A 22,171-nucleotide genomic window follows, 5' to 3' on the forward strand; every position below is an offset into this window, starting at 1 on the left:
AGCGAGCAGATGATCACGCTTGGCCTGGGGAAAACCGGCAACAGACGTTTCAATGCCAGATCGTAAGGCTAATCCTGACTCGCGTGTATGAGTCGGGGGACTGTATGGGCGTTTGGTTTTTAGTCCTAGCAGCCTGCGTCGTCGGCGCGTTGCTCCTTCTGGCGTTCTGCCGATAGTGCCGACAGCAGATGCACTTGTTGCTGCGAAGCATCAGCGAGCCGCGGAATAGCGGTTCCAGATCGATGGTTTTTGACTGTGCACGGATGAACGCGTTCACTTCCGGGATCGGAGGCGGACGTGAGCTGGTTGTTCGTGTTTCTCATTGCCGCGAGCGCACTCGTTCTGATCGCCCATGCGATTGACGCGATGCGTTCTTGAATTTGCCTGTGACTCGTTTTCGTCGGTAGCTCGGTAAGCGCCGAAAATGTTCCGAAGGGGCGAGTGTCAATTTGAGGAACTTGGCCCTGCGGGCCAAGCTTGTCACAGCAGGAGGAATACGATCATGCTTGCGTTCTATCTGCCGATCATCATTTTCGGAGCGATGCTCGAGGCGATTTCGAGCCAGAATGTATCGCCGCCAAGCGACGACTAGACGCCGATCCTGTTGCACTGGCTCCAGTACTGGCGCGCCAACGTCTGCCTAGATATTCGAATATTTCTTCAGCTCGAACCGCGCGATCTGGTTTCTGTGCACCTCGTCCGGCCCATCGGCGAGGCGCAGCAGGCGTGCGGTGGCGTAGGCCTGAGTCAGTCCAAAGTCGTTCGATGTGCCGCCGCCGCCATGGGCCTGGATCGCCCAGTCGATGATCTGGCAGGCCATGTTTGGCACGGCGACCTTGATCATCGCGATCTCGGCTTTCGCGACCTTGTTGCCGACGGTGTCCATCGCGTAGGCGGCGTTCAGCGTCAGCAGGCGGGCCTGCTCGATCATGATGCGGGCTTCGGCAATGCGCTCCTGCGTCACCGTCTGTTCCGAGACAGGCTTGCCGAAGGCAACACGGCTGCGGACGCGCCGGCACATCTTTTCCAGCGTGCGTTCGGCAAGCCCGATCAGCCGCATGCAATGATGGATGCGGCCGGGGCCGAGGCGGCCCTGCGCGATCTCGAAACCCCGGCCTTCGCCGAGCAGCATGTTCTCCTTCGGCACACGCACATTGGTGAAGATTACCTCGGAGGCGCGGTCGGGCACGCCGTAGAAGCCGAACACGGGCAGGGGCCGCTTGACCTCGACGCCCGACGTGTCCATCGGCACCAGGATCATGGACTGCTGCTTGTGGCGGTCGGCATTGTCAGGATCGGTCTTGCCCATGAAGATGCAGATCTTGCAGCGCGGGTCGGTCGCATTGGTCGTGTACCATTTGCGGCCGTTGATGATGTAATGGTCGCCGTCGCGCACGATCGAGCTCTCGATGTTGGTCGCGTCGGATGAGGCGACCGCAGGCTCGGTCATGGCGAAGCAGGAGCGGATTTCGCCTGCGAGCAGCGGCTCGAGCCAGCGCTCCTTGTCCTCCTTAGAGCCGTAGCGCTCCAGCACCTCCATGTTGCCGGTATCGGGCGCCGAGCAGTTGAATACTTCCGGCGCCAAGTGCGAGCGGCCCATGACCTCGCAGAGCGGAGCGTATTCGAGATTGGTGAGGCCCGCGCCGTGGCTCGACTCCGGCAGGAACAGGTTCCACAGACCCTCGGCGCGCGCCAGCGGCTTCAGCTCCTCGACGATTGGATAGATTTTCCACGGCCCAAGCTCTTCCGCCTCGCGATAAAATCGCTCCTCGTTCGGGTAGATGTGCCGGTCCATGAAACTCTCGAGCTTGCGCTTGAGCTCGACGACTTTTGGCGACGTCGGGTAGAGCATGCTGGACCTCCTCAGGCGTCGGGCTAGTCGATCTCGAGATATTCCGGGTCGGCCAGTTTGGGAAACGGTGCGGCCGGCAGCGTCTGGTACCAGAACGCCACGGAAGCGATGTCGTCCTGCAGCGGGAGATATTTTGCCTCCTTGAGGCCCGTTCGCCAGCCCAGCGCCTGGATGGTGACGCGAAGGTCGCTCTGGAAGCGGATGGGGTCGGGAATGTGCCAGCGGTACATGCCAAAACGCTGCTGCGATTTGTAGACGCCGTCGGGACGGATCACCTGCGGCAGGCCGGCATAGGGCGTCGTGAATTCCTGGTAGCGCGATTGCTGCACGGCGCCGCGGCCGGAATGCGCCACATAGGGATCGAAATTATACGCGCCGCAGAAATAATCCTCGGTTCCGGTGCCGCAGATGGTCGGGAATTCACCGTCGCCGTCGATGAAGAACTTGATCTCGCCTTCGCCCCACCAGCCATTGTTGTTGACGCCCCAGGCCATGTAGGTGCCGATATATTGGCCGCGTCCGCTGACGCCGTCGAGGATGGTGTAGACGTCCTTGTAGGGCAGCGGATTGGTGCGACGGAATTGCGCGTGGAAATAGGCGCAGTCCTCGGGCACCTCGGTCAAGGTGTAGTTGATCTGGTAGTAGACCGTCAGCGCTTCCTCGCTGCGGTTCTCCATTGTGAAGCGCGCGCGCTTGCGGAATGGCATTTCCCAGTAGCAGTTGAACGCGCGGCCCGGATTGACGCAGACGGCGAGCGACGACACCTGCGCAAACTCCTCCCATCCGCAGGCGAAGAAATCGCCGGCCGGGCATTCGACGCTCGGCTGCTCCTGGCCGTCCCAATAGACCCGCAGGATCGAATGGCGCAGCCGTCCGCGCGCCAGCGTCATCCAGATCTGCTGGATGGCGCCGTGGCCTTCGATGTCGGCGAGTGTGAACGTCGCGCCGGGCTCGATGACGACAAAGGGAGATACCTTCCAGCCTTGCCCGAGATCGCGGGCCTGAGGCGCCGCGGGCCCGTCGACGGACATGCCGCCCTTGCCCTTTTCGCCGGTGAAATTCTCGGGGCTGATCGAACGCGTCTGCGCGTTCGACAGGCGGGACAGATTGCCGAGATGCAGGCCCAATCCGGAAAACGCCATGATGTCCTCGATGAGGGGTTAGCGATGCCTCGGATATATCGCTGGCGAATCTACCAAAAGATGAAGATGACCGCGCAATGAGAGGGGCGAGACTACCCGACGCGATACCCTCTGAACTTCTCGCGCAGGGCCGATTTGAGCACCTTGCCGGTGCCGGTCATCGGGAATTCGTCGAGGAATTCGACGGCATCCGGCAGCCACCAACTCGCGATCCTGGGACGCATATGGTCGAGCAGGGTCTTGCCGTCGATGGTCGCGCCTTTTTTGCGGACGACCAGGAGCAGGGGGCGCTCCTGCCATTTATCGTGCGCAATGGCGACCACGGCGGCCTGCAGCACGTCGGGATAGGACAGGGCGATGTCCTCGAGCTGGATCGAGGAGATCCATTCGCCGCCCGACTTGATCACGTCCTTGGAGCGGTCGGTGAGCGTCACATGGCCGTGCTGGTCGATCACGGCCATGTCGCCGGTGATCAGCCAGCCGTCGCGATCGAGGCCTTCCTCTAACTTCATGTAGCCGGAGGCGACCCAGGGGCCGCGGGCGCGCAGATGGCCGACGGTCTTGCCGTCGCGTGGCAGCTCGCTGCCGCCGTCGTCGACGATGCGCAAAGTCGTGCCGAAGCAGGCGCGGCCCGACACCTGGCGCCGGTCGAATTTTTCGGTTTCGCTGAGATGCTCCGAGCCGGGCCGCAACCCCGGCATCGAGCAGCCGAGAGCTTCCGTCATGCCCCAGGCCTGAACATAATCGATGTTGTAGTCGCGCTTGAGCTCTTCGATCATCGCGCGCGGGGGCGCCGAGCCCGACGACAGTGTTGCGCGCAGGGTCGAGAATTTGTTGCCGGTGCGGCCCAGCCAGTCGAGCAGGATCAGCCAGAAGCTCGGCACGCCTGCCGACACCGTCACCTTCTCGCCTTCGAGCAGCTCGTAGAGCTTGTCGGGCTCGTAATTGCGGCCGGGCAGCACCAGCTTCGAGCCGGTGTAAGGCGCGGTGAACGGCATGTTCCAGCCATTGCCGTGGAACAGCGGCGCCATCGGCATCATCACCTCGCGCACGCCTTCCATATGCCCCGGCAGGAAGTCGAGGCCGGAGCAGACCATGGTCTGAAGCAGGGCGGCGCGGTGCGAATAGATCACGCCCTTAGGATTCCCCGTCGTGCCCGAGGTGTAGCAAATGGTGGAGGCGGATTTTTCGTCGAACTCTGGCCAGGCGAAACCGGCGTCGCTCTCCTTCTCCAGAAGCTCCTCGTAGCAATGCACGTTCGCAAGCTTCGTCTCCGGCATGCGTTCGCGCGACGACATGATCACGTAGGCTTCGACCGTCTTCAGCTGCGGCGCGATCGCCTCGACGATTGGCAGCGTCGCGCGGTCGACGAACAGCAGTCGGTCTTCGGCGTGGTTGATGATGTAGACGAGTTGTTCGCGGAACAGTCGCGGATTGACGGTATGCAGCACATAGCCCATGCCGGGCGCCGCGTAGAACATCTCGAAATGGCGATGCGTATTCCACGCCAGCGTGCCGACGCGATCGCCTTGCTTCATGCCGAGCCGCTTGAGCGCCAGCGCCATGCGCTTGATGCGCGGATGAGCCTCGGCATAGGTGGTGCGATGGATGTCGCCTTCGATCTCGCGCGCGACGATCTCCGCCTCGCCGTGATAGTCAGCCGCATACTGGATCAGGCCACTGATCAGCAGCGGCATGTCCATCATCAATCCCTGCATTGTCCCCTCCGAAAGCCATGTCGTTCTTAAAGTCTTGTCGTTGCATGACGCATTCGCGCTTGCATTCAAGGTAGCGGAACGCCGCGCCGCGTACACGCAAAAAGCGGCGGACGTGATTGCGTGCGTCACTTTTTCAGGGCTAACTGGCGCGAGATGCAGGCCGAAGCAGCGGGCCGCCGTGGAGGAAATCGATGTCAGCGGAAAGACACAAGACCGGTGCAGCCGGCGTACCTACCATCGATATTCAGGCCTTGCGTGCGCGCTATCGTGACGAGCGCGACCTGCGTCTGCGCTCCGAAGGCAAGGCGCAGTATGTCGAGATGGCCGCAGGCTTTGCCCGCTATCTCGACGATCCCTGGGCCGATGCCGGATTTGCGCGTGAGCCCGTCAGCGAAGAGATAGAGGTCGTCATCGTTGGCGGCGGCTTCGGCGGCCTGCTGTGTGGTGCGCGTCTGCGCGCGGCCGGCATCACCGATTTCCGCATCGTGGAAAAGGCGGCCGATTTCGGCGGCACCTGGTACTGGAATCGCTATCCCGGTGCGGCCTGCGACACCGAGAGCTACATCTATCTGCCGCTGCTGGAGGAGACCGGCTACATGCCGGTGCGCAAATATGCGCGCGCGCCGGAGATCTACGAACATTCGCGCCGCATCGGTCGTCACTTCGGTCTTTACGAGCGCGCGCTGTTTCAGACCGTCATCTCGCGCATGGCGTGGCAGGAGAGCGAGGGCCGCTGGCTGGTCGAGACCGACCGCGGCGATCGCATCCGCGCGCGCTTTGTGATCCTGGCTGGCGGTCCGTTGAGCCGGCCGAAGCTGCCGGGCATTCCCGGCATCAAGAGTTTTGAGGGACACAGCTTCCACACCAGCCGCTGGGACTATGCCTACACCGGCGGCAGCGCCGAGGGAGGTCTCGACGGTCTTGCCGACAAGCGCGTCGGCATCATCGGCACCGGCGCCACCGCCGTGCAATGCGTGCCGCATCTCGGCCGTTCGGCGAAGGAGCTTTACGTATTCCAGCGCACGCCTTCAGCGATCGGCGTGCGCGACGACCGGCCGACGGATAGTGCTTGGGCGGAAAGCCTGAAGCCCGGCTGGCAGCGCGAGCGGATGGATAATTTCACTGCGGTGATTTCGGGCGAGCCGTTCGAGCAGGATCTGGTGCAGGACGGCTGGACTGGCTTGCTCGGAGAGATTTTGCTGGCGCCGCGTCGTCAGCCGCAACCCGTGACCTCGATGGAAGAGGCGCTGAAAGTGATCGAGCAGGCCGACTATCGCAAGATGGAGGAGATCCGGGCCCGCGTCGACGCCGTGGTGAAGGACGAAGCGGCGGCAGCGGCGCTCAAACCCTGGTACAAGGCGTTCTGCAAGCGGCCGTGCTTTCACGACGAATATCTCGACACGTTCAATCGCCCCAATGTGCATCTCGTCGACACCGGAGGCAGGGGCGTCGAGCGCATCACGGAGCATGCGGTCGTCGTCGATGGCAAGGCCTACGAGCTCGACTGCCTGATCTACGCCAGCGGGTTCGAGGTCGGCACCGACTATGCGCGCCGCATGGGGTTTGAGGTCTACGGCCGCGACGGCGTGAGCCTGTCCGAGCGCTGGCGCGATGGCGTCAAGACGATGCACGGCTTCTACAGCCGCGGCTTTCCGAACTGCTTCATGATCGTAACGGTGCAGGCCGGCCAGAGCGCCAATTTTCCGCACATCATCGACGAGCAATCGCAGCACATTGCCTATGTCATCGATCAGGCGCGCAAGCGCGGTGTCAGGACATTGGAGCCGACGCTTGCGGCCGAGAATGCCTGGGTCGACGAGGTCGTCAAGGCCGCGGTCGGCCGCCAGACCTATCTCGCCGAATGCACGCCCGGCTACTACAACAATGAAGGCGTGTTCGATCCGATCGCGGCGCGCAACAGCCAATACTGGCGCGGGCCGATGGCGTTCCTCCGGCTGCTCGCCAAATGGCGGAAGGAGGGCAATCTGGACGGATTGGAATTGACATCCGAGGTTCCGGCTTGAGCGACATGATCCCGGCGCCATCAGGTGCGACGCGGCTCTACGTCATCGTCGGCGATCCCATCGCCCAGGTGCGTTCGCCTGCGGGGATATCGGCCGCGTTCGCAGCCCGTGGCCATGACGGCATGCTCGTTCCGGTTCAGGTTGCGACCGCCGATCTGCCGGATTTCCTCGCGGTGGCGAGCCGGTTGAAGAACCTGGACGGCATCGTCGCGACCATCCCGCACAAATTCGCCTGCTATCAGGCCTGCGCCAGCGCGACGGAACGTGCGCACTTCCTGGGCACCGTGAACCTGATGCGCCGGCGGGCCGATGGTTCGTGGCATGGCGACATGGTGGATGGTCTCGGCTTCGTCGGCGCCGCGCGGGCGAAGGGGATCGATCCCCGCGGCATGCGGGCGCTGCTGGTCGGTGCGGGTGGTGCCGGCTCGGCCATCGCGCTCGCATTGGTCGAGGCCGGCGTCAGGGAGCTCGCCGTTCACGACAGCGAGACGGAGCGCCGCGACGCGCTGATCGGCCGGCTCAGCGGGCTCGGCAAAGCGTCCGTGCGGGCAGGCACGATCGATCCCGCAGGCTTTGACTTCGTCGCCAATGCCACGCCCGCCGGGATGAAGGACGGCGATCCGCTGCCGGTCGATGTCACGCGGCTGGCGCCATCGGCCTATTGCGGCTGCGTCATCACCAAGCCTGAAATCTCGCCGTTCATTGCAGAAGCGCGCAAGCTCGGCTGCGTCACCGCGACCGGCACCGACATGTACCAGCAGCACCAGAGTATCATGGTGGATTTCCTGCTCGGGACCGACGGCGGACGCTAAGCCTTTGAGTCATGTCAAGCGCAATGCTTGCATTGATTGCATCGGTCGGGGGCTTGAGCGGGCGTGGCTGACGTAGGATCATGCCCGCGCGCGAGCCGGTCGCGCAAAATCGAGGGAAGGGACCACGGAATGACCAAGGGCAGGACCGTTGCGACGGCGATGATCGGCGCGACCGCGCTGCTGTTGTCCCTTATGCCCGCCGCCCATGCCGCGCAATGCGGCAACGGACCCGGCGGTTACGAGGCCTGGAAGCGTGAGTTCAGCGCGGAGGCGCAGGGCAAGGGCATTGGTCAGACCGCGATCTCGGCGCTGATGCAGACCAATTATGCCAGCGCGACCATCGGCGCCGATCGCAGTCAGCACAGTTTTTCGCTGTCGCTTGACCAGTTCCTGGCCAAGCGCGGCGCCACCACCATCGTCGCGCGCGGCCGGTCGCTGAAGCAGTCGCAGGCGGCGATGTTCGCCTCGATCGAGCAACGGTACGGCGTGCCGCCGGGGCCGTTGATCGCGATCTGGGGCATGGAGACCGGTTTCGGCAGCCAGCGCGGCAACCAGAACATGCTCTCGTCGATCGCGACGCTGGCCTATGACTGCCGCCGCCCCGAATTCTTCACCGAGCAGCTCTATGCGGCGCTGAAGCTGGTCGATCGCGGTACGCTGTCGGGGTCCACCCGCGGCTCCATGCATGGCGAGGTCGGCCAGACCCAGTTCATGCCCAAGAACATTCTGGCCTATGGCACCGGCAATCTCGACGTTGCCGCCAACGCGCTGAGCTCGACGGCGAACTTCCTGAAGGCCAATGGCTGGCGTGCGGGAGCCGGCTACCAGCCGGGCGAGCCGAATTTCGCCGCCATCCAGGCCTGGAATGCGGCAGGCGTCTACCAGAAGGCCATCGCGCTGATGGGCCGGCAGATCGACGGGGGTGGCGGGGCGGCGGCGGCGCGCTGAGGTGCTCCGCAAGGCGTGACCTGTTTGTCAGAGAAAGTTGTTGCTTTCAGGAACCGACGGCACGAGGTTTGCTTAGATCAAGTTTGGGGCTGGGCATGAGGAGAACTCAACATGGCTACCCAGATCGTGATGGATCAGACGGGCGATACACGCCACGAGTTTGATCCCGAAAATGCCGAAGCGTTGGCGCGGGCCGAACAACGCTTTCGGGAATTGACCGGCGTGGGCTTTACCGCCGCGTACCGGACCGGGCCCGGCGAAGTCACGCGTATCAAATCGTTCGACCCGACCGTGCGGGAAACGCTGTTCTATCCCCGCCTGGTCGGCGGTTGATCTGAACGGCCCATGATCGCGGTCTTCAGGCTTCGCGCGCCCGCGCGAGCGCGCCTGCACGCGCTCCGCGAGCTCTACCGGCGCTTCTTCGGCGAGAACACGCCCGAGGCGCGCGGTCGGCGGCTGTTGTCCGAATGGCTGTCTGAAGAGCAGCGCGCACAATTCGAGCAGCACCGGCATTTTGACGTCATCGGCTGCGACAGCGGCAAGCGCTATCGCATTCACTACGGCACCGCCGCCAACGTCCATGAGGTCGACGATTCCGGCAATGCAACGATGGGGTGGTGCTTCGTCCCCTCGGGCTTCCTCGTGCCGGGCGACGTGATGCTGGCGCAGAAGATCGCGCTCGAGACGGACGAGAAGGGTGCGCTCACTCTCGCCAACCGGTTTCCACCGGCAACGCATTCCGAGCATTTTTACCGGCGGCCGTTCTAGCCGGCGCGTACGCTGGGACCGCTGCTCAGAAGTGCGTGGTGCGATAGGCATCCACCGCATGCGCCGCGAAGACGCCGATGGCGGAAAGGGCAAGCAGGGCTGAGATCAGCTCGATCATCGCTCGTCCTCCCCAAGCGGTTGGGCGACGAGATGCTGGCAACAGGCATATTCGCTGATCAGGTCGAGGAAGAATTGCATGACGCACGTCCCTGTATGATTTTGACAACCACATAACCGGCCATCTGTTTCAGGCGTGTTTCGTCGATTTGGGAAAGGGGTTTCGCGGGGAACCCGGGGCTGGCCTGCGAGCGGGCAAACCGCTACATCCGGCTACCGATCCACCGCTTTGGCCGTGCGTATCGCGCGCGGCGCATCACATTTCGAGGCAAAATCATGGCACAGGTCGCCTGGTTCGACGATCTCACCGTCGGCATGCGTTTCAAATCCCCCGAGGTCGAGGTCACCGAGGCCGACATCAAGCGGTTCGCCGCCGAGTTCGACCCGCAGCCGATGCATCTCGACCACGAGGCCGCCAAGGCGACCCTGTTCAACGGCCTGGCTGCGTCGGGATGGCACACCGCGGCGATCGCCATGAACCTCGCGATCCAGACCCGCCCGTTCGGCCCGCATCCGCTGATCGGCGCCGGCGTCGACGGGCTGCGCTGGACCATTCCGGTGCGGCCGAATGACCGCCTGCATCTGGTCGGCGAGGTCATGAGCCTGACGCCGTCGAAGTCGAAGCCGCAAGGCATCGCGCTGGTGAAATGGACGATGCTCAACCAGAACGGCGAGGAGGTTTACACCTTCACCCCGATCGCGATCGTGCCGCGGCGCGCGTAGGGCGGCCGGGTCGAGCCGGCTGAAGCCCTTGCGGCTTGCGGAAAGAGGTGGTCAGCTTGAGCAGGGGAAAACGCTTGAGGCTGACATGAAACGGTTCCTTCTTGCGGGTGCGCTGCTGACCGGCACCTTGAGTGCCGGCCCTGCGGTCGCGCAACAGTCCAAGGTCGGTGACTGGACCATCGAGAAGCGCACCCAAGACACCCACTGCAACGCCAGCCGCGGCTACAAGGACAAGGACGATGAGAACCGCGACTACGTCATCGTCATCACCTATTCCGACAAGGCCATCGTGATCGTGATGATCTATGACGGCTGGGAGTGGGACAAGGTCGGCGAGATCCTGAAAGCCGACGTCGGCACCGACGACGCCGACATCATGTCGAAGGCGAAGTGGGAGGTCATGGACAAGACCACCGTGCGCGGCATCTTCGAGTTCGATCAATCAATCATGGACCGCCTGTCGAAGGCCAAGCGTCTCACCCTCGATTTCGAGGACGATGATGACGACAGCATCGAGATGCAGATTCCGCGCGCCGGCGAGGCGCTCGCTGCGCTGAAGTTCTGCGAGGAGAACCGGAAATAAGATGCCGCGCGTCACGGGCGCGGTTGATTAGGCAAGCAGCGAGCGGGCGCGTGATGCACGGCACACAGCCCGCTCGCTGTTCGCATTTATCCTAGTCTTTGGCGATACCCGCGCTCCGTCGGCTTGCCGTACGACATCTGCATGACCTGCTGGCGCTCGTTCTCGATCCGGCCGATGAAGCTCTGGAGATCGCAGGACGGCGAGGTGTCAAGGCAGCCCGGCTACGAAAAGCAAAATTCCTCATCGCCAACAATTGCTGGCGACAGGACCTGTCGGTTGCGACCGTTGCGCAGGAGCTCGGCGTCACGCCGCGCTACCTCCAGCGCCTGTTCGAGACCGACAGCAAGACGTTTTCCTCGTTCCTGATCGAGCAGCGCCTGAAGCGCGCCCACCGCATGTTGCGGCAAGGAACCGGAATTCGCCGAGCGTCCGGTCTCCTCGATCGCATACGACGTCGGCTTCGGCGATCTCTCCTATTTCAACCGCTCTTTCCGGCGGGCCTACGGCGCCACACCGAGCGACGTCAGGAGCGGCGCGGCGGAGTGATCGCATCCCGACGAATTTGAGCGTGCGTTCGATTTCGATCCCGAGCAGGGAATTTTTCACGTGATCCTTGATCGTGAAGTCATGACTGGAGTGTCGAATGCGCCGTTTCTTCTTCGACCTCCTGGTCGGCAATGTCGTGAAGATCGACCCAGGCGGCATGGTGTTCGAGCATGCCAGAGCGACGTTCGTCGTCGCCGACGAGATGGCCGAACACCTGTTCGTCTGGCGCGATGATCTGCGTGATCGCGAGGCCTGGATCCGCGTCAGGGACGATGGCGGACGCGAAATCTATCGCGTGGCGGTCTGGGCCGAGAGTGTCGAGAGGGTGGGTTGGGAGACCTGAGCGGAACCGCCAAAGGGGGCCTCCGCGTCGCGTTCTGAGCCGGCATCAGCCCTGGCCGCCTGAACGCGATGCCTGCCGGCCGGGCTCCGCCGCCCGGCCGGTAGGCATCCTCCGATCGGAGGATGAGGGCTTGCTCGGGTTGTGGTATCGTGCCCGACATTGTTCATCCAAAGCCATTCAACGCCATGCACAGAGCGCGAAAGCTGCCCGATCTGGTCGAGTCCATTTACGATGCCGGTCTTGATCCCTCGCTGTGGAACGACGTCGTCGTGGGCATCCGCGATTTCGTCGGTGGGCAGGCCTGCGGGCTGTTTTCCAAGGATTCGATCAGCAAGTTCGGCGTCACGCATTATTATTGCGGGGCGGATCCGCACTACATCCAGCTCTACTCCGAGACCCATTCCAAGTTCGATCCGCTGACGGTGCTGCCGCCACACGGCCAGATCGTAAGCATTCCGGATCTCGTCAATTTCGACGAATATCGCCGCGGGCGCTTCTATCAGGAATGGATGCGGCCGCAGGGCTCGCACGATGCCGCCAATGTCGTGCTCGAGAAGTCGAACGCGAACTGCCCGGTGATGATGACGGTGCTGTCGGGCCGGCGCATGGTCGACGCCGGGATGAAGCACCGGATGTCGCTGATCGTGCCGCACGCCAGCCGCGCGCTGCTCGTCAACCGCGCCATCAGCGCGAAGCTGACGCTGGCCACGGCGCTCGCGCATGTCCTGGACAATCTGTCATCCGGTATCTTCCTGCTCGATTCCAGCTGCCACGTAGTCCACGCCAATGCGAGCGGCTACGCGCTGCTCGAGGCTGACGACGTGGTCCGGATCGTTGCCGGCCAGCTCGTGACCAGCGGCACCGAAGCCAATCAGACGCTGCGCGAGGCCTTCGCGGCCCGCGGCGATGCCACCTCGCTTCTCGCAGGCGGGCGCGCGATTCCGCTGCTTTCGCACAAGGGCGAACGCTACGTTGCGCATATCCTGCCGCTGTCGTCGGTGCTGCGGAACGGCAGCGAGCGGTCGTCCGATGCCGTCGGCGCGCTGCTGCTGCGCAAGGTCACGCTCGGCGGGCAGTCCTACGGCGAGCTGATTGCGCGGATCTTCGATCTGACGCCGGCGGAACTGCGCGTGTTCCTGTCGATCGTCGAGGTCGGCGGCGTTCCGGAGACCTCCATCGCGCTCGGCATCGCGGAGACGACGGTGAAGACTCATCTGCATCGCGTGTTCGCCAAGACGGGCGTCGCGCGTCAGGCGGACCTCGTCAAGCTCGCGGCCGGATTCGCCAATCCACTTGTCAACTAGCTGGTCGATTGGCGCGAAACCGTTGAACCTATCGGTGTGTCGGCCGACTCCATAGAAAAGCCAGAGGGCATCAACGTCTCAAATCCTCGCGCCGGACTATTGGCTCCTTCAATGCATCTGACCGCAGAAGACTCCGAGTTGATCGAGAGCATCTACGACGCCGGGCTCAATCCTGAATTGTGGTCCGATGTTGTCGTCATGCTCAACGGATTTTTCGGGAGCCGGGCTTGCGGCCTGATTTCAAAGGACAAGGTCAGCAAGTCCGGATCGACGCGTTATTATTGCGGGGTCGATCCGCACTTCATCCAGCTCTATGCCGACGAATATTCGCAGCATGATCCGCTCGCCAGGCTGCCGCGCTACGGCGAGGTCCGCAACATCCCGGACCTCGTGAATTTCGACGAATATCGCCGCGGGCGCTTCTATCAGGAATGGCTGCGTCCCCAGGGCTGTGCCGACGTCGCGAATGTGGTGCTGGAACAGGCGAACTCGCCGTGTCCGATGCTGATGACGGTGATCCCGGGCAGGGAGATGCTGGACGCGCAGATGCGTGCGCGCATGCAACTCGTCGTTCCCCATGCAAGCCGCGCCTTGATGATCAACCGGACAATCGAGCGGAAGCAGCAGAAGGCAATCGCGCTTGCCGATGTCGTGGATCGATTGAGTGCCGGCGTGATCCTGCTCGATGCCGCCTGCAACATCGTCCACAGCAATCCGGCGGCCGACGTCATCCTGGACGAGGACGACGTCTTGCGGTCCGTCAACGGCCGCCTGCTCGCGAGATCGCCTGACGCGAATGCAGCGCTACGCAACGCCTTTCGTGACGAAGCGGAGGTGGTTGCAGCGGCGGCCGCGGACCGTAACATCTTGCTGACATCTAGCGACGGATCGCATCACATCGCCCGAGTGATCGCGCTGCCCTCGCTGCTGCGGGAGGGGAGCGCAGGGCGCGCCTGTGGCGCCATCGGCGCCCTGTTCGTCTGGAAGGCGAAGCTCGATGCGCGCTCTTGCGCCGGGCTGATCGACCGCACGTTCGAGCTCACGCCTGCGGAACTCAGGGTTCTGCAGTCGATCGTCGACGTTGGCGGCGTGCCGGAGACGGCCGACGCGCTCGGAATCGCAGAGACGACGGTGAAGACGCATCTGCATCGCGTGTTCGCCAAGACCGGTACGAGCCGCCAGGCCGACCTCGTCAAGCTCGCGGCAGGTTTCTCCAACCCGCTGGTCCACTGACGCTCGTCAGCGCTGAACAAAGCATCAGCGCCGCGCCTACAATTTCATCATCAGAATGTTATCGCGCGTCATTCGTTTGGGTGACGCGATTTGCTGTGTTCTCTCCTACGAGAGATCGCACGACTTGTTGTTCGTCGCGTTCGATTCTTGTGTGAAGCAACTCACGGCGGCTGGAAGTGAATTCCATCAATCTCGCTTTCAGGTTGAGAGGAGATCGTCATGCGGACAACGGCACGGAGCCTGGTTTGGAAGTTCCACGACGTTGTCGATCGCATGATCGCAACGCTGCATCAGCAGCGTGCGATCGAGGCGCGGCGCGTATTGCAGCGCTACCGCCACCTACTGGAAACGCAGCCCGAAACATCGCCTTTGAATGAAGCCAATTTTGTCTGCAGTGAAGAGGAATTTTCAGAAAATGCCCATCAATCTGATGCGCGCGAGCGCGGAGCCAGCCACCCCAGTCTCGCGCGCGCGTAACGGCAACGTTGTCGCGATAGCGCTCACCGCCGCGCTCGTCACCCTTCAACTGGCCGGCCTCATCATGCTGGAACGATCGCACGCGCATGCGATGCAGGTGTCGTTTCCGCGCGAGCCTGCAAGTTGTGCAGAAGGCGCCGCCGCACCGGTCACCCAGATTCCCTATGATTGATTGGAGGGCAGACTGTGCCTGACATCACGACACTGCTGCTCCTCAGCGCCGCCGTATTCGCCGGAGCCTTCGTCTCGGGGCTCTCGGGCTTCGCATTCTCCGCCGTCGCGGGCGCGATCCTGCTGCGGGTGTTTCAGCCGCTGGAGGCCGTACCGCTGATGATGGCATGCAGCATCGGCGTGCAGGCGACCAATCTGTGGGCGCTTCGACGCAGCATCCGCTGGGAGGGAAGCCTGTTCCTGATCATCGGCGGGTTGATCGGCGTTCCCATTGCGGTCTCGCTGTTGCAGTCGACCGACACGCATCTGCTTCGGCGCGGCTTTGGTGTCGTCGTGGCCCTCTATGCCGCCTATATGCTGCTGCGGCCGACGCTGGTAACGGCGAGTGAGGCCGTCGGCCGCCACTGGGTTGCGCTGATCGGATTCGGAGGAGGGCTGGTCGGTGGGCTCACCGCCATGCCCGGCGCGATTCCGACGATCTGGTGCGACATGCGGGGCATGCCCAAGAGCGAGCAGCGCGGCCTGGTGCAGCCGTTCATCGCCGCAATGCAGGTCTTTGCGATCATTCTGCTGGTCGGACACCAGGACCTGTCGTCAAAGGTCTTCGTCGACCTCGCAGTCAGCCTGCCGGCGCTGTTCGCGGGATCCGCGCTCGGTGTGATCGCCTTTCACCGGGTCAACGAGACGGTCTTTCGCAAGACCGTGCTCGTTCTGTTGCTGATCTCAGGGATTTCCCTGATCTAGTGGCCAGGGACTTCGTGTTTAAGGCCCTGAACCGGGGCTGCGCTGATGTCGTCGCCGTGATGCACCAGCGGCTTGTTGCCGGTGACGGTCCGCAGCAGCACATAGAACACCGGCGTCAGGAACAGGCCGAACACGGTGACGCCGATCATGCCGGAGAACACGGCAACGCCCATGGCGCGCCGCATCTCCGAGCCGGCGCCGGTCGAGAGCACCAGCGGCAGCACGCCCATGATGAAGGCCATCGACGTCATCAGGATCGGACGAAGCCGTAAGCGGCTCGCCTCGATCGCGGCCCGGATCGGCGTGCGCCCTGCGAATTCGAGCTCGCGCGCGAATTCGACGATCAGGATCGCGTTCTTGGCGGAGAGGCCGACGAGGACGATCAAGCCGATCTGGGTGAAGACGTTGTTGTCACCCTTGGAGAGCCAGACGCCGAACATCGCGGCCAGCAGACCCATCGGCACGATCATGATGATCGAGAGCGGCAGGGTGAGGCTCTCGTAGAGCGCGGCCAGCACCAGGAACACCAGCAGGATCGCCAGCGGGAACACCCAGAGGCCGGAATTGCCGGCGATGAACTCCTGATAGGTCAGGTCGGTCCATTCGAAGGCAAAGCCGGGCGGCAGCGTCTCCGCCGCGATCCGCGTTGCCACCTCCTGCGCCTGGCCCGACGAGAAGCCGGGCGCTGCGGCCGCATTGATGTCTGACGACAGAAAGCCGTTGTAGCGGATCGCGCGCTCAGGCCCCGCGCTCTGGCGGATCGTGAGCAGCGCCGACAGCGGCACCATGTCGCCCGAGGACGAACGCACCTTCAACTGCCTGATGTCGTCGGCCCGCGCGCGGAACGGCGCATCGGCCTGCACATAGACCGAGTAGGTGCGGCCAAACTTGTTGAAGTCGTTGACGTAGTAGGAGCCGAGATAAATCTGGAGCGTGTTGAACACCTCCGTCACGGGCACGCCAAGCTGCAGCGCCTTGGTGCGGTCGATATCGGCGAACAGCTGCGGCACGTTGACCTGGAAGCTCGAGAACACGCCCGCGATCTCCGGCGCTTTCTGCATCGCCGCCATGAAGGCTTTGGTCGCATCGTTCAGCGCCTCATAGCCGAGCCCGGCGCGATCCTCGATCTGGAGCTTGAAGCCGCCAATGGTGCCGAGGCCGTTGACCGGCGGTGGCGGGAACATGGCGATGAAGGCTTCCTGGATGCCTGAGTATTTCTTGTTGAGATCGGCCGCGATGGCATTTCCGCTCAAGGCCGGGCTCTTGCGCTCGTCGAACGGTTTCAGCGTCGAGAACACGATGCCGGCGTTGGATGAATTGGTGAAGCCGGCGATCGACAGGCCTGGGAAGGCGACCGAACTCTCGACACCCGGCTGGGTCAGCGCAATGTCGCTCATCTTGCGGATCACTTCTTCGGTACGGTCGAGCGCTGCACCGTCAGGCAGCCGCGAGAAACCGACCAGATATTGCTTGTCCTGGCCCGGCACGAAGCCGCTCGGCACTTGCTGGAACAGAAAGGCGGTGACGCCGACCAGGACCACGTAAAGTCCCATCACCGCGGCCTTGCCTGAGATGACCTTGGTGACGGTGCCGCTGTAATTCTCCGAGGAGCGCGTAAAGGCCTTGTTGAAGCCGCGGAAGAACCAGCCGAGCCCCTTTTCCATGATGAGCGTCAGCCGGTCCTTCGGCTCGTTGTGGCCCTTGAGCAGCAGCGCCGACAGCGCCGGCGACAAGGTCAGCGAGTTGACGGCCGAGATCACCGTCGAGATCGCGATCGTCAGCGCGAACTGCTTGTAGAACTGTCCGGTGAGGCCGGAGATGAAGGCCAGCGGCACGAACACGGCGATCAGCACCATCGCGATGGCGATGATCGGGCCGGAGACCTCGCGCATGGCCTGATAGGTGGCGTCGCGCGGCGAGAGCCCGCCCTCGATGTTGCGCTCGACGTTCTCCACCACGACGATGGCGTCGTCGACGACGATGCCGATCGCGAGCACCAGGCCAAACAGGCTGAGCGCGTTGATGGAGAAGCCGAACAGGTGCATCACCGCAAACGTGCCGACGATCGAGACCGGCACTGCCAGCAGCGGAATGATCGATGCGCGCCAGGTCTGCAGGAACAGGATCACGACCAGCACCACCAGCGCGATCGCCTCCAGCAGGGTGTGGATCACGGCCTCGATCGAAGAGCGCACGAATTGGGTGGGATCGTAGACGATCTGGTAGGACACGCCCTCCGGCATGTTCTTCTTGATCTCGGCCATGGTGGCGCGAACGTGGTCGGAGATTTCCAGCGCGTTGGAGCCCGGCGCCTGGAAGATCGGGATTGCGACCGCCTGCTTGTTGTCGAGCAGCGAACGCAGGCCGTATTCGGACGCGCCAAGCTCGATTCGCGCGACGTCGCGCAAGCGTACGACTTCGCCGCGCGAGCCGGTCTTGACCACGATGTCGCCGAACTGCTCCTCGTTCGCAAGGCGGCCTTCCGCATTGACGGACATTTGCAGGTCGATACCCCTAACGTTGGGGGAGGAACCGACCACGCCCGCGGCGGCCTCGACGTTCTGCGCCTGGATTGACTTGACGATGTCGTTCGCGGTCAACCCGTGCTCGGCCGCCTTCTGTGGATCGACCCAGACCCGCATCGAATAGTCGCCGGCGCCATAGAGCTGGACGTCACCGACACCGTCGATCCGCGCCAGGCGGTCCTTGACGTTGAGCACCGCGTAGTTGCGCAAATACGTCATGTCGTAGCGGTTGTTGGGCGACAACAGATGCACGACCATGGTGAGGTCGGGCGACGACTTCTTGGTGATGATGCCGAGCTGGCGCACCACCGCCGGCAGGCGCGGCTCGGCCTGCTGCACGCGGTTCTGCACGAGCTGTGTCGCCTTGTCGGGATCGGTGCCGAGCCGGAACGTCACCGTCAGCGTCATCGCGCCGTCGGTTGTCGCCTGGCTCGACATGTACAGCATGCCTTCGACGCCGTTGATCTGCTCCTCGATTGGGGTCGCCACCGTTTCCGCGATCACCTTGGGATTGGCGCCGGGATAGGTCGCGCGCACCAGCACCGAGGGCGGCACGACGTCCGGATATTCCGAGATCGGCATCGCGAACAGCGAGATCAGGCCGGCGAGGAAGATCAGGACCGACAGCACGCCGGCAAAAATAGGACGATCAATGAAGAACTTTGAAAGATTCATGGCTTTGCCCCTGCGCGAGAGACAGCTCTCCCGGACCCCGGGACGCGGGCTACGCCGACGTCCCGGAATCGAGATGCGATGTCTTGGTCGTTATGTCGTCGTCATTCCGGGCGCTCGGCCCGGAACGAGGTAACTAGCGTTGCACCACGTCCTGGTTGCTGTGGTTGGAGGCCTGCTGCCCGCGCGCACCCATCGCTGCCACCTCGGTCTTGAGGAGAGCGCCGGGACGTACGCGCTGCAGGCCGTTGACGACGATGCGATCGCCGGTTTTCAGGCCCGCAGTCACGATCCGCAGTCCGTCGACCGAGCCGCCAAGCGTGATCGGCCGGTAGACCGCACGACTGTCATCGCCGACCGCCATCACGAACTTCTTGTCCTGGTCGGTGCCGATCGCGCGCTCGTCGATCATCACAAGCGACTGCTGCTTCGGCTGGCCCATGCGCACGCGGGCGAACTGGCCGGGGATGAGACGCCCGTCCTCGTTCCGGAAAACCGCGCGGACACGAATGGTGCCGCTCTGGCCGTTGACCTGGTTGTCGATTAGCTGGATGTGGCCCTTGGCCGACAGACCGCCGGAGGTCGCCATCTCCACCGGGATCTGGTCGAGATTGCCGCGCTTGCCGGTGCTATCTGCGATCGAGTTCAACGCGCGCAGCACGACCTCTTCGTCCGCATCGAAGGACGCATAGATCGGATTGACCGAGACCAGCGAGGTCAGGATCGGGGAGGCGGTGCCGGCGGCAACGAGATTGCCGACGGTGATCTCGAATTTGCCGACGCGGCCGTTCACCGGCGCGCGCACTTCGGTGTAGTCGAGATTGAGCTTTGCGGTCTGCAGCGTCGCCTCTGCCGCCTTCACATTGGCGATGGCTTCGCGATTGGCGTTGTCGCGCTGGTCGTAGTCACGCCGCGTGACCACGGCATTGCCGACCAGCTGTGCGCCGCGCTCGAGCTCGCTCTGGGTAAACACAACACGCGCCTTCGCGGCCTCTAGCTGCGCATTGGCCTTGTCGACCTCGGCCTCGTAAGGCGCGGGATCGATCTTGAACAGGACATCGCCGGCCTTGACCAGCGCGCCCTCGGTAAAATTGGTCGACAGGATCGCGCCGGAAACCCGCGGTCGTAGCTCGACGCGGTTGATGGCCTCGAGCCGGCCGGAGAAATCGTCCCATAGCACGGTCTGCTTTGGCTCGATCATCGCGACCGTCACGGAGACGGCCTGCTCAGCCGCGGCCGCCGTAGCGGTCGCTTGCGCGGCACGGAAATAGTGGCCGGTCGCGATGGAGCCGGCCACGGCGAGGGCGCCCACGACCGCAACGCCGCCGAGAAGACGGCGGAAGCGGCCAGGGCGAGAGGTGTTTTGGGACGGGGGCATTTGCGCGCTCCAGAAATGTAGTGTTCACTACAGATGTGGAGCTGGATATCGCAGCGCAAGATACTTATGTACCGTTCACTAAGAAAATTGTAGCCGCTGACCGCAAGAATGGGAAGGCGGAAGAGAAAATAAAGCGAGAACAAATAGATAGGATCAGGCGTTAGGTTGAGGGACGACGCCGATTCCAAGGAGACCAGGCATATGGGCATGGGACGCCCCCGCGAATTCGACGCTGAAGTGGCGTTGGATCAGGCGATGGAAGTGTTTTGGCGCCACGGCTATGAGGGCGCCACGATTGCCCAGCTGACGGAAGCGATGGGCATCAACCCGCCGAGCCTTTATGCCTGCTTCGGCAACAAGGAAGGCCTGCTCAAGGCCGCGCTCGACCGCTACACCAAATTGCGCGGCGCCTGGATGGACGAGGTGGTCGCGGCACCGACCGCCCGCGATGTCGCCGAGCGGATGCTGACGGGCATCGCCGAAAGGCAGACCGATCCCGCCAATCCGCCCGGCTGCCTGCTCGTGCAAGGCGGCATCGCCACCGGCACCGGCTCCGAGAACGTCCCCTTCGAGCTCGCAGCGCGCCGCGCCCAGAACGAAGACCAGCTCCGCGACCGTTTTGTGCGCGCGAAGGCCGAAGGCGATCTCAAGCCGACATCGGATCCCGCCGCACTCGCGCGATATGTCTCGGCGGTCTCGGTCGGCATGGGCGTGATGGCATCCTCAGGCTCCGACCGCGAAGCGCTACGGCAGGTGGCTGATGTCGCCGTGCAGGCGGTGGCGGCGCAGTCGGCGAGCGGTTAAGTCGCCTAAAGCGGATCAAGGCGGATAACATCACCGGCTCGCCGCATAAGAGTAGATCATGTTCGCCCTGACATTTCTCGGGACCTCTGCCAGCGTTCCATCCGCAGAGCGCAACCATCCGGCGCTTCTGCTGGAGGCCGCGGGCCAGCGGATGCTGATCGATTGCGGCGAAGGCACGCAGCGACAGTTGCTGCGAAGCGGCGCCGGCTTTCGGCGGCTCGATCGCATTCTGCTGACGCACGGGCATCTCGATCACGTGCTCGGCATCCCCGGTCTGTTCTCGACATTGGGGCTGCGGCAGACCTCCGATGTGATGACCATCCATGGCGGACCTGCTACACTCGACATCGTCATCCGCATGCTCGCAGGCTTGTGGGGCGAGGGCCGGGCGCCAATTGCCGTGGCGTTCGCACCGCTCTCTGAAGGGCGTGTCGTCGATGGCGGCGACTTTACGATCGACTGTTTTCCGGTCCGCCATCGTGACACCGACAGTTTTGGCTTCGTCTTCCAAAGTCCGGCGCGCCGCCATCTCTTGTCTGATCGCCTCGCTGCGCTCGGTGTGCCTGATGGTCCCATGCGCGGCGAGCTTGCCGCAGGTCGGCCGGTCACGATCGAAGGTGGCCGGACGATTGATCCGGAGGATGTCCTGGGTCCGCCGGGTGGGGCTAAGAAGCTGGTCGTGATCGGCGACACCGAGGCCACCGAGGGGCTATCGAAACATGTCGCGGGAGCCGACCTGCTGGTGATCGAGGCGACGTTCCTCGATCGGGATGCTCCGACCGCGCGGGATTACGGCCATCTCACCGCCGCGGAGGCGGCTCAGTTCGCGGCCACGAATAACGTCCGGCAGCTCATGCTGACCCATCTGTCGGGCCGCTATGAGGACGACGAGATCCTGGCCGAAGCGGCGAAGATCTTTCCAAACGTCCGGATCGCTGCAGACTTCGATCGTATCACTGTTTAGGCAGTGTGTTGCACCGCCATTAATCTTACTTGTCAAGGTTGACGCGACTTCATTTCCGCAGCCGCGCGCCGGCACGATATTTTCGCGAGATCAGAAATCGAATTTGTATCGAGAGTACCATGTCGCGTTCCGTTGAACTGATCGTCGAGGGCTATGTGCGGCTAAACGATCGCGATGCGCTGGAAGACATTTTGGCGCACCGCCAGGACCTGCTGCGGCAGCTGGTGGCCGTGACCGGCGTCGACCCGCAGCACTCCATCGCGCAGGTGAGCGAGGAAATCACCATTATCGAAGCCGGACTTGCGACGCTCGTCCCGGAATAG

At 63.3% G+C, this 22,171-nt stretch carries 20 protein-coding genes and 1 pseudogene; 16 read left to right on the top strand and 5 right to left on the bottom strand.

Annotated features, from left to right (window positions below):
• Positions 1–640 precede the first annotated feature (640 nt).
• The 3 genes from V1280_RS01320 to V1280_RS01330 form a co-directional block, all read right to left on the bottom strand.
• Entirely contained in the window at positions 641–1,852 is a 1,212-nt protein-coding gene (locus V1280_RS01320) for an acyl-CoA dehydrogenase family protein (protein ID WP_334518284.1), read from the bottom strand.
• A gap of 23 nt (positions 1,853–1,875) precedes the next feature.
• Positions 1,876–2,994 carry a glycoside hydrolase family 172 protein gene (locus V1280_RS01325; RefSeq protein WP_334518286.1) on the bottom strand — a complete coding sequence of 373 codons (1,119 nt, stop codon included), beginning with the start codon at positions 2,992–2,994 and terminating at the stop codon, positions 1,876–1,878.
• A 92-nt stretch (positions 2,995–3,086) separates the two neighbouring features.
• Complete coding sequence (locus tag V1280_RS01330) at positions 3,087–4,712, bottom strand: long-chain fatty acid--CoA ligase (protein ID WP_334518288.1); 1,626 nt, start codon at positions 4,710–4,712, stop codon at positions 3,087–3,089.
• A gap of 191 nt (positions 4,713–4,903) precedes the next feature.
• On the opposite strand from V1280_RS01330, the gene V1280_RS01335 reads away from it, so the two are divergent.
• From V1280_RS01335 to V1280_RS01395, 13 genes and pseudogenes are all read left to right on the top strand, one after another.
• Complete coding sequence (locus tag V1280_RS01335) at positions 4,904–6,736, top strand: flavin-containing monooxygenase (protein WP_334518289.1); 1,833 nt, start codon at positions 4,904–4,906, stop codon at positions 6,734–6,736.
• A gap of 5 nt (positions 6,737–6,741) precedes the next feature.
• Positions 6,742–7,548 (top strand): shikimate dehydrogenase family protein, encoded by an 807-nt coding sequence (locus V1280_RS01340; protein ID WP_334538109.1) that lies wholly within the window; start codon positions 6,742–6,744, stop codon positions 7,546–7,548.
• 129 nt (positions 7,549–7,677) lie between these two features.
• Positions 7,678–8,496, top strand: coding sequence for a lytic murein transglycosylase (locus V1280_RS01345; RefSeq protein WP_334518290.1), 819 nt, complete (start codon positions 7,678–7,680; stop codon positions 8,494–8,496).
• Between the two features lie 111 nt (positions 8,497–8,607).
• On the top strand, positions 8,608–8,829 hold the full coding sequence (locus tag V1280_RS01350) for a hypothetical protein (RefSeq protein WP_334518292.1): 222 nt from the start codon (positions 8,608–8,610) through the stop codon (positions 8,827–8,829).
• A 12-nt stretch (positions 8,830–8,841) separates the two neighbouring features.
• Positions 8,842–9,264, top strand: a complete 423-nt coding sequence (locus V1280_RS01355; RefSeq protein ID WP_334518294.1) for a hypothetical protein — start codon at positions 8,842–8,844, stop codon at positions 9,262–9,264.
• 393 nt (positions 9,265–9,657) lie between these two features.
• Positions 9,658–10,104, top strand: a complete 447-nt coding sequence (locus V1280_RS01360; protein ID WP_334518295.1) for a MaoC family dehydratase — start codon at positions 9,658–9,660, stop codon at positions 10,102–10,104.
• A gap of 85 nt (positions 10,105–10,189) precedes the next feature.
• Positions 10,190–10,687, top strand: coding sequence for a hypothetical protein (locus tag V1280_RS01365; protein WP_334518297.1), 498 nt, complete (start codon positions 10,190–10,192; stop codon positions 10,685–10,687).
• A gap of 95 nt (positions 10,688–10,782) precedes the next feature.
• Positions 10,783–11,233, top strand: a pseudogene (locus V1280_RS01370) (helix-turn-helix transcriptional regulator); the annotation flags it as partial.
• A 97-nt stretch (positions 11,234–11,330) separates the two neighbouring features.
• Positions 11,331–11,576, top strand: a complete 246-nt coding sequence (locus tag V1280_RS01375) for a DUF6894 family protein (protein WP_334518298.1) — start codon at positions 11,331–11,333, stop codon at positions 11,574–11,576.
• A 185-nt stretch (positions 11,577–11,761) separates the two neighbouring features.
• The gene (locus V1280_RS01380; protein ID WP_334538110.1) at positions 11,762–12,880 is read left to right on the top strand and encodes a helix-turn-helix transcriptional regulator; all 1,119 of its coding nucleotides are present in this window, start codon (positions 11,762–11,764) and stop codon (positions 12,878–12,880) included.
• A gap of 111 nt (positions 12,881–12,991) precedes the next feature.
• Positions 12,992–14,113 (top strand): helix-turn-helix transcriptional regulator, encoded by a 1,122-nt coding sequence (locus tag V1280_RS01385; RefSeq protein ID WP_334518299.1) that lies wholly within the window; start codon positions 12,992–12,994, stop codon positions 14,111–14,113.
• 415 nt (positions 14,114–14,528) lie between these two features.
• On the top strand, positions 14,529–14,762 hold the full coding sequence (locus V1280_RS01390; RefSeq protein ID WP_148771428.1) for a hypothetical protein: 234 nt from the start codon (positions 14,529–14,531) through the stop codon (positions 14,760–14,762).
• A 14-nt stretch (positions 14,763–14,776) separates the two neighbouring features.
• Positions 14,777–15,505, top strand: a complete 729-nt coding sequence (locus V1280_RS01395) for a sulfite exporter TauE/SafE family protein (protein WP_334518300.1) — start codon at positions 14,777–14,779, stop codon at positions 15,503–15,505.
• On the opposite strand, the gene V1280_RS01400 is transcribed toward V1280_RS01395, so the two are convergent.
• Together V1280_RS01400 and V1280_RS01405 are read right to left on the bottom strand one after the other, a co-directional pair.
• Positions 15,502–18,705: an efflux RND transporter permease subunit gene (locus V1280_RS01400; RefSeq protein ID WP_334518301.1), complete on the bottom strand. Its 3,204-nt coding sequence runs from the start codon at positions 18,703–18,705 to the stop codon at positions 15,502–15,504. The genes V1280_RS01395 and V1280_RS01400 overlap by 4 nt on opposite strands.
• Before the next feature lie 133 nt (positions 18,706–18,838).
• Positions 18,839–20,080, bottom strand: a complete 1,242-nt coding sequence (locus V1280_RS01405) for an efflux RND transporter periplasmic adaptor subunit (protein ID WP_334518303.1) — start codon at positions 20,078–20,080, stop codon at positions 18,839–18,841.
• 201 nt (positions 20,081–20,281) lie between these two features.
• Between V1280_RS01405 and V1280_RS01410 the strand changes: the two genes are divergently transcribed.
• The 3 genes from V1280_RS01410 (at position 20,282) to V1280_RS01420 (ending at position 22,171) form a co-directional block, all read left to right on the top strand.
• A complete protein-coding gene (locus V1280_RS01410; protein WP_334518305.1) occupies positions 20,282–20,884 on the top strand; it encodes a TetR/AcrR family transcriptional regulator in 603 nt (200 codons plus the stop codon).
• 58 nt (positions 20,885–20,942) lie between these two features.
• Positions 20,943–21,848, top strand: coding sequence for a ribonuclease Z (rnz, locus tag V1280_RS01415; RefSeq protein WP_334518306.1), 906 nt, complete (start codon positions 20,943–20,945; stop codon positions 21,846–21,848).
• Positions 21,849–21,967: 119 nt separating this feature from the next.
• Entirely contained in the window at positions 21,968–22,171 is a 204-nt protein-coding gene (locus tag V1280_RS01420; protein ID WP_148771434.1) for a hypothetical protein, read from the top strand.

Source organism: Bradyrhizobium sp. AZCC 2230, from assembly GCF_036924495.1.
Taxonomy (GTDB): Bacteria; Pseudomonadota; Alphaproteobacteria; order Rhizobiales; family Xanthobacteraceae; genus Bradyrhizobium; species Bradyrhizobium rifense.